Raw genomic sequence first — 13,899 nt, 5'->3', positions numbered from 1 at the left:
GGGGGGTGAAAGGAACATCCGCTGGCGCGGTCCGGCAGACGAGCACGCACATTATCTTCGATGCGCAGCAGCCCGCTTCATGACCGGTGGCACAGCGCCTCTCCCGTCGCTTCCAGATACGGCACCAGCATCGGTGCCATGCCCTTGAGCACTTGCACCGGCAAGGCCGAGGTAAAGGTGAAGCCTTGGGCCGAGCTGCCGGGAACGAACGCGGTGAGGGTGCCGAAGTGGCGGTCACCGATAAAAAACACAAAGGTGGCGGTGCGGTTGATCGCCTTGGAGCTGAGTATCCGCCCACCGGCGCCGATGGCTTCGATGCGGTTGTCGCCGGTGCCGGTCTTGCCACCCATGGCCAGGGGCGTGCCGTCGGCCAGCTTGAAACTGCCGGCCACGCGCTTGGCTGTGCCAGCGTCCACCACCTGGGACAGCGCGCCGCGCAGGGCCCGGGCCACTTCCACCGGCATCACGCGCTTGCTGCGGTTGGGGTCGTTGACCAGGCGGGTATCATAGGGCGTGCCGGCGCCGAAGTGCAGGCTGTCGATGCGCAGTACCGGCAGGCGCACGCCGTCGTTGAGGATGATCCCCATCAACTCGGCCAGGGCCGCGGGGCGGTCACCGGAGCTGCCAATGGCGCTGGCCAGGGACGGCACCAGGTGGTCGAAGGGGTAACCGACGGCCTGCCAGCGCTGGTGGATCTCCAGGAAGGCTTCGACCTCGAGCATGGTGCGGATCCGGCTGTCACGGGCGCTCTGATGGCGGCTCTTGAACAACCAGCTGTAGACCTCCTGGCGTTCGAATTGGCTGGCCTTGACCACCTCGCTGAACGTCGCTTCGGGATGCTTGAGCAAGTGGCCTACCAGCCACAGGTCCAACGGGTGGACCTTGGCGATATAACCTTGGTCCGGCAGGTCATAGGCCCCGGGGCCGTAATCCCGATAGAGTTTTTGCAGGCGTTCGTCGCTGAGTTTTTCATTCGCCTTGGCGCCGGTCAGGTGCGCACGCACGAACCGGTTGAAACTGTCCTGGCTGGCGTCGGGCAACAGGTAGCGGTGTACGGCGGCCAGGCGCATGGGCGTGGGGCGCAGGCCGTCGAGAAAAGTATCGAGACGTGCCTGGGTGTCTTTCTTCTGGTACTTCTTCCAGAACTTGCGCAGGTAGGTCGTACCTTCACGGTCGGCGAAACCGGCGAGGTATTCCTGGCGACGCGGGTCGCTGTCGTCCTTGAGCAGTGCCGCGCTGTTGTTGGCGCCAGAGTAGGTGGTGAAGCGCACCAGGTCACGCATCAGGCGAATGAAGGGCAGGTTGATCGACTCGCGCAGGGCGTCACGCAAGGTCGGGTTGCGGTGGTTGTCTTCATTGCGAAAATTATGGAAGTGATGCAGGCCGCCACCGGTGAAAAAACCTTCGTAGGGGCTGGCCGAGTAGGTGCGGTCGAGGGCAGCATCGAGCATGTTTGCCAGGGATTTATCCGCAGCCTGGATCAGGTAGTCGACGGCCCAGCGGCTGATACGATCCTGCTCGGCGATGTCGAGTTTCTTCAGGGCGGCCGGGGCCAGTACGGCGTACTTCTCGTGCAGCTCGGCGATGATCTGCAGGTAGGTGGTGAGCACCCGCAGCTTGGCGGTGGAGCCCAGTTCGAGCTTGCTGCCTTCGTTGATGTCGAAAGGTTGGTCGGTATTGTCGGTTTGCACCCGCACCCGCGCACCGTTTGCGGTGCGCTCGAACAGGGTAAAACTGTAGCGCACCTGTGCGGTGCTGGCGGGGCTGAGCAAGCGTTCACCGAGCAGGCCGAGCTTGGCGGCATACGCTGGTTCGGCGAGCTGCTTGAGGTAGTCGGTGAGTTGGTTCTGCAAGGAGCCTTGCAAGGTACTGGTGGCGGCCAGGTCGAGGCGATCAAGGTCGTACAGCGGGCGGTTGAGCAGGCCGGCCAATTGGCTGCGCGCCACGCTGATGCCTTTATTGCTGTCGACCCGTTGCAACGTCGGTTGCTGTTGCCAATCACGGAAACTGACCTGGGCAGCCAGCGCCGCCTTGGTCAGGTCGGCATCAATGATCTGATGATGGGCCAACAAGCGCAGGTGGCTGTCGGTCAGTTCGGTCAACTCGTCGCGGCCCTTGATCAGGTAATGGGAAGGACGGCGCTGGGCAATCATCAACGAAAGTACCTGGCGCAAGGCCAGGCCACGTGCGGCGAGGCTGGTCGGGGCTCGGCCAGTGTCCGCCAGCGCCCGGTTGACCTGGGCAAAATCGGCGCCGTACCACACCCGCAGCCCTTCGGCCATGCCGTGCACCTCGCCATGACCGGGCACTGCCGACAGCGGCACGCTGTTGAGGTAGTCGCGCACCACGTTTTGCCGGGCGGCCAGGGTGTCGGGGCCATGCTGGTAGGCGCGCACGCTGGCGGACAGCATCTGGCGGATTTTTTCACTGCCTGACAGGGTCAGGCCGTCGGGTGAGTGGCGGTACTTTTCCAGTTGGGTCGCCAAGGTGCTGCCGCCGGCCGTTTGCCCGGGCAAGTGCAACTGGCGGGCGACTTGCGACCAGGCCGCCTTGGCAAATCGCGGCCAGTCCACGGCCGGGTTGGCCTGGGCCGGGTCGGGGTCCAGCAGTTCGCGGTTTTCGATGAACAACAGGCTGTGCACCAGCAGCGGTGGCACGTCGGTGAAGCGTGCATACAGCTGGGGCGGGTAGCTGAACTGATACAGCGGCGTGGCGCGGCAATCGGTGATCGACAACCCGGCCTGGAGTTTCTCGGCGTAGGGAATAAATAACCCATGGCGACTGTAATTCATCAGCGCCTCGGAGAAGCGTGCCTGGGATGCGACCACGTAGTTGCGCTTGAGCAGGCGCGGCAGGAACTCACCCAGGGCGCTGTAGCCCAGGCGCTGGTCAAAGGGCCCGGCGCCGGGATACACCATGGCATCGCTGGTGCCGGGGGCGACACTGTAGGTCAGCTCGCTTGCCCACTGGCTGAATAAGCGGGCTTGCAAGTGGGCGCTGCGCATTTCCCGTAGTGCGGCATAACCAGCGGCGAGCACGGCCATTAACACAATCAGCCAGCCCAGCCGCCGCCAGAGACGGGGCGGCGGTTTGCTTTTCGACAAAGGCGCGGGGGACGGGCTGTCGTTATTGACTTCAGCCTTGCTCGGATCGGTTTGCCACAGAGCGCCCATAGTCGATTGATCCATGCAGATTGATCGGACCTGTCTCAAGCGTAGACGTAGATTGGCGGTTCAGACGGGCGCATTAGACGGACTGGGCACTGGCTCGGCGACCTCGCCCAAGGAATTTTTCGTACCTGGCATTTCAAATGCTGATCAGTGATACGCCAATTGTTTTTCCGGTGATGCGCGTATTGAGTATTTGTGATTGCCGGGCCATGCCTTGCTGGCCAGGCGCTTGTTTTTCAGCGTGGATTAGCCCTGGCGCCTGGTGGCAGCTCGCTCGTCAACGGCGCGGACACAGGGGCCCGGATGCAGACAAGTTATGTAATAATTCCCGCCGTTTTGCGCCGTGAAGGCCGATTTAGACGCTTGCAACTGCAGCCGTCGAAAGCGGTTTTTACGGGGCTTATCGCCAAATTTTGCTGTTTATTGAGTGAAAAGCCCTGTCCGTAGCTTTTTATACTGCACGCCCCGCTGACCTGCCCGGTTTTTACGGTCAGGCGGGTTTGCCCACGAGGCAGGCCCGGTCCCAGCCGGTGTATCAGGCCATCCGCTGATACACCTGAGGCTCGGTGGCTAATCCAATAACAAGATGAGGTTGTACCCTTATGCCAGTCGGCAACCCACTGCCCCATGGCGAGACCGCTCAAGGCGGCCCGCTCAAACGTGAACTCGGTGAACGGCATATTCGTCTGATGGCCCTTGGCGCCTGTATCGGTGTCGGCCTGTTCCTCGGCTCGGCCAAGGCCATCGAAATGGCCGGCCCGGCGATCATGCTCTCCTACATCATTGGCGGCCTGGCGATCCTGGTGATCATGCGCGCCCTCGGCGAAATGGCGGTGCACAACCCCGTCGCCGGTTCGTTCAGCCGTTATGCCCAGGACTACCTCGGCCCGTTGGCGGGCTTTCTCACCGGTTGGAACTACTGGTTCCTGTGGCTGGTGACCTGTGTCGCTGAAATCACTGCCGTTGCCGTGTACATGGGCGTCTGGTTCCCCGATACGCCGCGCTGGATCTGGGCCCTGGCAGCACTGATCAGCATGGGCACCATCAACCTGATCGCGGTCAAGGCGTTCGGTGAGTTCGAATTCTGGTTCGCGTTGATCAAGATCGTCACCATCATTGCCATGGTGATCGGCGGCGTCGGCATCATCGCCTTCGGTTTCGGCAATGACGGCGTGGCACTGGGGATCTCCAACCTGTGGGCCCACGGCGGTTTCCTGCCCAATGGCGTGCAGGGCGTGCTGATGTCCCTGCAAATGGTGATGTTCGCCTACCTGGGCGTGGAGATGATCGGCCTCACCGCCGGTGAAGCGAAGAACCCGCAGAAGACCATCCCGAATGCCATCGGCTCGGTGTTCTGGCGCATCCTGCTGTTCTATGTGGGCGCCTTGTTCGTGATCCTGTCGATCTACCCGTGGAACGAAATCGGCACCCAGGGCAGCCCCTTTGTGATGACTTTCGAGCGCCTGGGTATCAAGACCGCCGCCGGCATCATCAACTTCGTGGTGATCACCGCCGCGCTGTCCTCCTGCAACGGCGGCATCTTCAGCACCGGTCGCATGCTCTACAGCCTGGCGCAGAACGGCCAGGCGCCGGCGACCTTCGGCACCACCTCCAGCAACGGCGTACCGCGCAAGGCGTTGCTGCTGTCGATCTTCGCCCTGCTGCTGGGCGTACTGCTCAACTACCTGGTGCCGGAAAAAGTCTTTGTCTGGGTGACCTCAATCGCCACCTTCGGCGCGATCTGGACCTGGGTGATGATCCTGCTGGCCCAGCTCAAGTTCCGCAAGGGCCTGAGCCCGGCCGAACAGAAAGCCCTGAAATACCGCATGTGGCTTTACCCGGTCAGTTCCTACCTGGCCCTGGCATTCCTGGTGTTGGTGGTGGGCCTGATGGCGTACTTCCCGGACACCCGCATTGCGCTGTACGTCGGCCCGGTGTTCCTGGTGCTGCTGACGGTGCTGTTCTACGTGTTCAGGTTGCAGCCGACCAACGCTGGTGAGGGAGCGGCGCTCAAGCAGCCATGAGCCACTGAGCGTGCCTGTGCACGCAAACGTGGCGCCTAGAGGGGCGCCATATTTGCGTGCCGGTGCCCCTACCTATCTATTCCTCCCTGCGGTTATTAACTCTTTAGGCTGGCTGCTTCGACTGCCATTTTTTAAAGAGTGACACCATGCCCGACAGTAATCCCCTGCTGCTGCCCTATGATCGGCCGCCGTTTTCAACGATCCAGGCGCACCACCTGGTGCCCGCCATTCAGCAGATCATCACCGAGTGCCGCAGTGCCACCGCTTCGATTATTGCCAGTCAGGCAGCCTTTCCCACCTGGGATGACCTGGTGTTGGCCGTGGATGAACTGGAAGCGCGCCTGGATGGTTTTGTTCATGTCCTTACGCTGCTTGACTCCGTCCCCCAAGGGTTGGCCTGGCAGCAGGCATCAACGCGTAGTCAAGCGATGGCAACACAGTACAAAGCCGAGCTGGCAGGCAATGGCGACCTGTATCGGCTTCACCGACAACTGGCCGCCAGCCCGATCGCCGCGCTGTTTAGTGAGCAACGCCAAGGCGCACTGCAAAAAAAACTGCGCAAGTACCGCGTGGCCGGCCTTGAGCTGTCACCGGACAAGCAGCTACAGCTCAATGCGTTGAACCAAGACATCGAGGTCTTCAGCCAGGCATTCCTGGACCGCGTGAAAAACGCAAACGATGCATGGCGCAAGCACATCCTGGACGCGTCATTGTTGAGCGGATTGCCTGATTCAGCTCAGGCGCGCATGGCGGCCGCGGCTACGGCGGCCGGTCTGCAAGGCTGGTTATTGACTCTGTCGGAGCAGTCCTTTCGCGAGGTGATGACATACGCCGATCATCGAGGCTTGCGTAAGGAAATCATGCTCGCTTACTACAGCCGTGCAGTGGACAGCGGCCCGGATGCGATTGCCAATGACAATGAACAGGTGCTGACAACGTTGCTCTATAGTCGTCATCAGAAAGCGCAGTTGCTGGGTTACGCCAATTTCGCCCAACTGGCACTGGTAGAGCAGATGGCAAGCACAACGGAGCAGGTCAGCGCATTTATTCACCAACAGATCGACCTGGCACGCACAACGTTTACCCACGAGGCACAGCAACTGCAAAACTATGCCGCGCAACGGGGTATCGATGTGCTGGAGCCCTGGGACCACGATTATTTCGCGGAAAAAATCCGTCAGGATCTGGCGGGCATCTCCCAGCAAACCGTGGGTAACTATTTCCCGTTTGAGTGGGTACTGCAAAGGCTGTGCATGTTTGCCAAGATTCTGTTCGGCGTCGATTTGATCGAACAGGCCACGGTCGATACCTGGCACCCGGATGTGCGGGTATTTGAGCTCAGAGAGTACTCAGAGCCGATCGGGTATTTGTTCATTGACCCTTATCGCCGCAGTGAAGGGGCGGGGTTTGGCTTTACGTCCAGTCTACGAAGCCACCGAATGACAGCTGAAGGACGACCAAAACTGCCCATGGCGATGCTGCGTACCCAGATACCGGCCCCGACCACGACCCATCCTTGCTTGCTGGATCATTTACAGCTGCGGGTCTTGCTACACGAGTTTGGCCACTGTCTGCAGCACCTGTTGACCTCGGCGCCTTATCGGACGCTCTCCAGTATTGATCAACTGAGCCGTGACGCGTCGGAGTTCGTCAGTCAGGTCTTGGAGCAGTTCTGCTTTACACCCTCGTTCCTGATCTGGCTCTCAAGCCATTTCCAGACGGGCGAACCTTTGCCTGACGACATGGCCACCAAAATCAGCCGGTTGATTCACACCCAGACCAGCCAGGAAACCGCCAGGGTTTTGCTCACAAGCCTCGTCGACTTCGAATTGCACCGTACCTTTGGCGACGGGCGTACGCCCCATGAGGTTTTCAGCCAATGCAACGCGCAAGTTGGTCATTTGCAATGGCCGGCTGGCGCTCGTCCACTCAATAGCTTTGAACAGCTTATCGACTACGGTGCCAACGCCTACTCCTACAGGTGGTCGGGTGTCCTGGCCAGGCAGGCATTTGAACGGTTCGAGCGTGACGGGCTGTTCAACCCGGAGACCGGGAGAGCCTTTCGTGAAGCGTTCATCACTCAAGGGGACACCGGCACATTGTTAAAGTCACTGGCGCTTTTTCGGGGTGAAGGCGACTCCTGCGCCGAGCACTCCAAGGCATGACGCTTCGTTGTATATATAGCGCATCGGCGCAAGCCTGAACTGCCAGAGTGACCCTCCCGGATCACTCATGGCTGTTTATCCAGCAGCCAGGCCTGCATGGAGCGCACTTGATGGCTAGCGATAACCTTCCGTATTTTTTTTGCGAAACCCAAACCGACCGTACACAACTGACCGAGCGCCAAAGCGCGCGCCACTTCACGCTCCAGGACCTCGACTGGCTCGACACTGTCTATCTGGCCACTGATGCCTTGCGCCAGGCACAAAAAGCGCCGATGCATGTGCAAACTCTGCACCTGAGCGTACCCGATGAACAGCCGATTGAACTGGCGGGCGCGTTTGTCATGAGTCCCGCCCCAGGCGCAGGGGTATTTCTCTACACACCTGCTCGAGGCCTGGAAAAGCTGGAAAGCCGTGGGGCTCTCAATACCCAATTGGCAACCTGGCTGAAGGATCCGCTGCAGCGCCAGCCGTTGCTTGATTACCTGTCCATTGCCCAGCAAGCGCAGCTGGCGTCGGTGACGAGCCTGAGTATTTCCACCCAAACCGTGGCTGGCGCTGTCTTCGAAGCACAGCAAGCGACCCTCACCAACAACCGGCTTGAAAATGCCCGCCTGATGCGCGAGGAATTGCTCAATCTACCCAGTTTCATGTCTCTGCTGGATGAATACATCGCCGCACAAATGGCTCAGTCCTTCGCAGGTATCGACCAGCGCCAGACTCAAGTGCAGAGCACACTCGTCGATACTTCCAGCTCCTGCGGTGACACCGATACGCCAGCGTGCCGACACACCACCATGCGCTCCCTGCATGAAACCGTGCTGATGTATTTCGTCGCCAATGGCTGGCCTAGGGGAGAAACCCGGCATTACTCCAACCCCCAGCGATTGACTCAGGGCGCCGATGATCAGTTGCGCTGGGAAACCTCAGTCCAAGGGCTGGCCCAGGGGCTCAGCGCATACATGCTGCAACAGCCCAAGTTGTTTTGGCAGCAACCGGCTTCGACCGGAATGACGCGACAGCAGTTGTTTATCCAAGCGATGTTCCATGGGTTTCTCGTCGCCCTGCTGGACCAACAACAGCAAGGCATCATTTCGCCTGAGCAGCGTCTGCAACTGCAGGCGCTGCCGCTCAAGGCCGACCCTGGCGCGATCACCATCGCGCCCGCCCTGGCGGTCGATAAAGCCCTTCTGGAGGGGCCGCGACAGCCCTCGACCGAGTTGGCCAGCACTTTGATTATCCGCCATGACAAAAGCGGCGAGGCATCGCTCTGGCTGCTCTATAGCCCTCATCTGGGCTTACAACCGTTTACCGAGTTGGACTCACTCAAAGCCTACCTTCTCGGTCACCTGAACCCCCAGCAGCATCCCACTGCCTGGAGAAACTATCTGTCCAGACCGGAACGCTGCAGCGAAGTCGACCTGCAAACCAGCGACATCGCCCCCGCGCCCATCACCGGGGGTATTTTCCAAAGCCTCCTGGAAGGCATCATTCAAAAGCAAGGACGCAACCTTGGATATGCGCTGGACCAGTATCGCCTGAGCCAGGGCACCCTGGACCTCGACGCGCTGGTCGACCATGTGCTGGATGTGCGCGGCATGGTTGATCCAGCACTATTGACCCTCGAACCCATGGGGCGCTGGAGTACGCAGTTGGCGGCCGCCTGGACGGCGAGTGCGCTGCAACCGAGGATTCCACCAACGCTCCTGGCGATGCGCACCACGGTGCATTTGCTCGAAAACGTCGCTGCCGAAATCGAGCAGCAACGATCGTCGCGACCCTCGCTGGAACGCTCGGCCATTACTTATCTGAATACCAAACTGCACAGCCTCAAGCTCGCGCACCTGCAGGCTGCGTGCTTGTCGGTGCGCCATTACAGCCGCCCCTCGAGTGCCACCGGACAACCTCAGATATTGTCATCGAGCAGCATGGTCGAGCATTTTCTGGCGCGCTTATGTGGTGAAGCAGGCCCACTTACCGACTCGCCGGACACCCAGCTCTATTCAACCGCACCTGACAACGCCGCCAGCAAAATCTCCGGCTTGGAGGTCAAGACCTTCAATCATCTGATCGAAACGGCCATGGGTGGTTTTACCCAGTATTTGCGTCGGACCCACAGCCTGTACCCCAACATGGAGCCGGTGCTGAGAAAAGCCATGGAGATGGGCCTGATCGCGGAAATGCAGCTCAGGCTCTGGAACAACGCTGTGTTACCGATCGACTACGAGGTGCTGTCGAGCGTGCTGGGTATTTATGCCAGGGACCTGCGCCTGAGTGTCAACGGGTTCCGCCCTGATGCGTTTTACTTGAAGGTGGCGATCATTGGGCAAGTGACCTCGTACGCCCTCAAGAACTGCTTCGTGTTGACCGAGCGCGGTGGGCTGGACCCGCAATACTCAGGACGCATTCTGCTATGGACGCCTGCGTTGGGGCTGGAAGGTTTTCGTTCATTAAGTCAGTTCAAAGCCTGCGTGGATCAACGCCTGGCAGATCCGGCCGAACGCCAGGTTTTCCTGGAGAACCTGGCTCGACCGGACTGGCAGGCCTACCCGACCTATGCACTCAGTAGCCTTGAACTGATCGAAGACAACCTTGTTGAGCACGTTCAACGAACCCATGCCCAACAAAAAGACCTTGAGCTGGCACACATCCTGTCGATGCAGCTGTCTGCCCAGCAGTTGCACAAGCTATGGCAGGTTCGAGTCACGCAAAGCCTGGCGCCCACCAATGTGCAGCGAGCCATGGACATGGCCCAGTCCATGATCGTGCAACATGGTCTGCAGTGGTTGGGCCAGTCCAGTGCCGTCGATCAACAGCTCTATGCCGAACTGCTGGAGCAGTATCGAAACAATGTGAATGACAACCAGGATTACCTGCACGGGATCGACTCGCTGGCTCAGTTCACGCGCAAAAAGCTCAGTGCTTTGCTGACGACGCTGGACGAGCGCATCAGCATCAGTCCTGATGAAATCGAAGTAGGCCTGCCGGCCCAGGGCGACAAGCCTGCCCGCAATCAGCCGCTGCTGGCGTATGCACTGAGTCATCAATCGTATTGGAAGGATGAGGTGCCTTTCTTTGCCGGTACCGGCACAACGATGCTGCCTGCCACCCTGGACTCGCAGACACTGAACAATGGTATCCAGGCGCTGAAGATCAACGAGGCCTATAAGACTTACATCGAATTACGCCTGGGCGCCGCCAGTGCGGACTTCGTGCAACGCTCTACTCGGTTCGCCAAGCAATTGCCTTGGCAACTGATGCAATACGCTCATAGCCTGACATTGCAAGGCCAGCTGTCACCGACGGCCTTCGGACTTATCCAGCAGATCATGGATATGCCGGATGCGACTGCCCGGGCGACTGTAGTGGATGCCGATGCCAGCATCTGTGCGCTGCAAGTGCTGATCGATGCCGGGAAGAACATCCTCAAGGTGCCTGGGGTGTACTTGATCAGCCGTGCCGGTGCTGACAAGACGCCTCTAGTTCTCTATGCGCCTTATAGCCCTGGCCATGCCCTCAAGGAATATCCGGATGAGGCCGGGCTCGTTGCTGGACTGACATCGCCAGGCGCCTTGAAGAGTTGGCTGTTGCAGGTGACCCCGGCAGTCGACCAGGCCACGCTGACAGACGCCCTCAAAGGCACAGGGGTGAAACTGGCTTACGACGCCATCAACGTACCGCTGTTCAAACAGTTGTGCATCGATAATACCGAGCTGCTGACGTGCCTGCTGGGCTGCCAGAAAAAAGCCAATGCGCAGGCCTCCTGGGAGATGGTCAAGGCCGTGTTTTCGGCAGGCGTACAGGCTGCCAGCGTGTTCATTCCCGGCAAGCTGGCTTATCCCTTGATCGTCTGGCAGAGCTTCAAGCTGTTCAAAGACAGTGCCGATGACCTGCAAAGCCAAAACTGGCATGAGGCACTTGGGCATTTCATCGCAGGCGTTGCCCTGATGGCCAGCCTGCGCCGCTCCAGGCCCGCCGTGCCAGAAAGCGGCAGCCCCCCGGCGTCTCCTGACTCTGCAACGGCTGTGGTGTCGTGGCCCGCATTGGATATAACCGCGGCGCAACGCACCCGGCTACAACGGTTCGAAGTCCTTGAGCCAACCTTGGCCAGCCTGGTTAAAGACACCGCCCTCAACCTTTACCGGTCCGCTTCCAATCACTACTACGCAGCCGTGGCAGGCAAAGTCTTCCGGGTTATCAAGCTCGGCCTGGGTTGGCACATTACCGGCGATGCAGAAATTGGCCCTTTGGTGCAAAGCAACACGCAACAACAGTGGATGCTCAGTAGCAGTGACCCATTGCTGACCGGCCGCAGAGCGGTTGCACGATTGACCAATCGCTTCTACTCGGAGCCCTTTGCACGGCCCAATATGAATATATTGGCCATTGGCATGCGCGATATCCGCGCGCTTTACGCGCAAGAATCATTGATGATCACCGAGGCACTGGCAATGGCGACGTTCTATGCAAAGAACGCCCAGGAGAACGTGCGGCTGCTCCTGCAAACGCCTCATGCCGAGCCTGAACTGGTCAAACAGATCAAACTGTTTTTTGGCTTGCAGGTTCTCGAGGTCCAGCATCTTGAAAAAATCCAGGAGGTGGTCGACAAGGTCTGCAACGCGTTGCTGGAGCCCTCATTGAGCTCGCCGAACTCAACGCGATTTGTCATCGGCCGCTCACGAATGCCGGCGCTCACGGGCACCTATAAAGTGATGGCGTTCACGATCGTCCCTGACCCTCTTCAATTGCTGTACTTGACCGAGGCTTTTTTTAACCCAGGCTTGAAATACAGTCGTCTGTTAATCAAACCTTTTTACGTCAACGTTCATGCGCGTGCGACGACGCTCATTCACGAAATCTCTCATCATGAATGTGAGACGTTGGACTTGGCCTACGTGCATTCCACCCACCCCTTCCATGACTTGATCGACCCTCAGACCCATGACGGCATCAGCACTAAACGGGTGCTCGAAAACCGCCAGCTTTCGCGACTGTCGCTCAGCACACCGGCCCATGAATTGTTCCAGGTTGTGGACATCGCCACCGGTCTCAAAGCAGACCCGGCCCAGGGCACGTCAACGGCGCCTGTTCTCAACCGGCTGCTCGCCGCCACGGGCACGCAAACCCTCAGCGATGCTCGGCAAGCTTTCCGCAATGATCCGTTGAAACGCATCACTATAGTGCTCAACAACGCCGACTCCGTCGCCTACTTGATTACACTCTTGGGACGTCGAAAAGCCATGCCTATAAGTCCAACCAGCGACTCCCGCTGATGCGCAATCCTCAATGACATCGCGCCGAGTGAATTCGGGGACTGCAGGTTACCCGACAGTCCGTTGAGCACTTGGTGGCTGCCGGCGGCGGTTACCTATTTAGCGTCGTTTCGCGCGGCGCCTGATTGAGGCGTTTGTTGAACTCCAGCCAGGCTGCGAGAGCCGACATCAGCACCACACCGACCAGGGCGGTGAGCAACTGCATGGCCATGGCGTCACCCGCCAGGGCATTGAGCATATCTGCCAGCGGCGCCAGCACCACACCCAGGCAAAACACCTCGAGTGAATAGCGGCCCATCTGGCAGACGCGCTCGGCCAGCGGGTTTTGCGTCCAGCCCCGTTCGGGCAGCAGCTTGGCGGTGACATAGGCCAGGGCAAGGAAATGCACCAGGCGCACCGGCGACAGGTCGGTCTTGCTGATGGGGTACAGCAGGTTGCTGAGCGCGGTCGGCATCACTGCGTCATGAACCTCAGGCCAGAGCCACGACAGCGTGATTACGCCAGCCACCAGCACGTACAGCGCCGCTGCGACAAACAACGGCTGACGCTTCAAGGGGCGCTTCTCTGGCTCTCGGGGGCGCTGGCTGTAGATCGCCGCGGCGCCTCCCAGCACAAACAGCAATTGCCAGGTGACCGGGTTGAAATACCACACGCCATCGGCGATCGCCCGCAGGTTCCAGCCCATCCACGGTGCCAGCAGGTACACCACCAGCGAAACGCCCACCACCGCCCAGGTAGCGCGCACCATCAGTGGCAGCACCACGGACAAACCGGCAAGCAAGACGATATACAGCGGCAACGGGTCCATCAGGTTGGGCTTGAAGCGCAGCAGCAGCTCATCGGTCAGCGCCTGTTGCGGGTGGGTGACGAAGTGCGTCAGGCCCATCTCCGCCACGAGGTCACGGGTTTCCACATGGCTATTGGCGAAGAACACAATGCCCATCAACAGTGCCAGCAGGAAGATATGCACCACGTACAGCACCCAGGTGCGCCGCAGGATCTTCAAGCAGGCCATCCAGTAGCCCTCGCGCTGCAGGACTTTGCCGTAGGCCAGTACTGAGGCGAAGCCGGCGAGAAATACGAAGACTTCCGCCGCGTCGCTGAAGCCGAAGTTACGCAAGGTGATCAGGCCGAAGGGGTTGTGAGGCACGTGATCCCAGAAAATGAAGATCAACGCCAGGCCCCGAAAAAAATCGATGCGCGGGTCGCGTCCGTTCAGCATGGCAGCGGGCTCTTGAACAAGTTGTTGAATGACGATAGGTGAGTGCGC

5 protein-coding genes are annotated in these 13,899 nt (G+C 59.7%); 3 read left to right on the top strand and 2 right to left on the bottom strand.

Annotated features, from left to right (window positions below):
• Positions 1-77: 77 nt before the first annotated feature.
• Complete coding sequence (locus QZR30_RS02360) at positions 78-3,173, bottom strand: transglycosylase domain-containing protein (RefSeq protein WP_311902911.1); 3,096 nt, start codon at positions 3,171-3,173, stop codon at positions 78-80.
• A 599-nt stretch (positions 3,174-3,772) separates the two neighbouring features.
• On the opposite strand from QZR30_RS02360, the gene QZR30_RS02355 reads away from it, so the two are divergent.
• The 3 genes from QZR30_RS02355 to QZR30_RS02345 all read left to right on the top strand — a co-directional run bounded on the left by QZR30_RS02355 (position 3,773) and on the right by QZR30_RS02345 (position 12,629).
• Positions 3,773-5,194, top strand: a complete 1,422-nt coding sequence (locus tag QZR30_RS02355) for an amino acid permease (protein WP_046071115.1) — start codon at positions 3,773-3,775, stop codon at positions 5,192-5,194.
• 146 nt (positions 5,195-5,340) lie between these two features.
• A complete protein-coding gene (locus tag QZR30_RS02350) occupies positions 5,341-7,359 on the top strand; it encodes a M3 family metallopeptidase (RefSeq protein WP_068966290.1) in 2,019 nt (672 codons plus the stop codon).
• 110 nt (positions 7,360-7,469) lie between these two features.
• Entirely contained in the window at positions 7,470-12,629 is a 5,160-nt protein-coding gene (locus QZR30_RS02345) for a dermonecrotic toxin domain-containing protein (protein ID WP_311902910.1), read from the top strand.
• 91 nt (positions 12,630-12,720) lie between these two features.
• Here the strand turns inward: QZR30_RS02345 and QZR30_RS02340 are convergent, their stop codons facing one another.
• Positions 12,721-13,851, bottom strand: a complete 1,131-nt coding sequence (locus QZR30_RS02340) for an OpgC family protein (RefSeq protein ID WP_046071118.1) — start codon at positions 13,849-13,851, stop codon at positions 12,721-12,723.
• Between the last annotated feature and the right edge of the window lie 48 nt (positions 13,852-13,899).

The organism is Pseudomonas sp. rhizo25 (genome assembly GCF_031931935.1).
In the GTDB taxonomy this organism is placed as follows: Bacteria; Pseudomonadota; Gammaproteobacteria; order Pseudomonadales; family Pseudomonadaceae; genus Aquipseudomonas; species Aquipseudomonas synxantha.
This window is presented reverse-complemented; position numbering and strand designations above follow the sequence as displayed.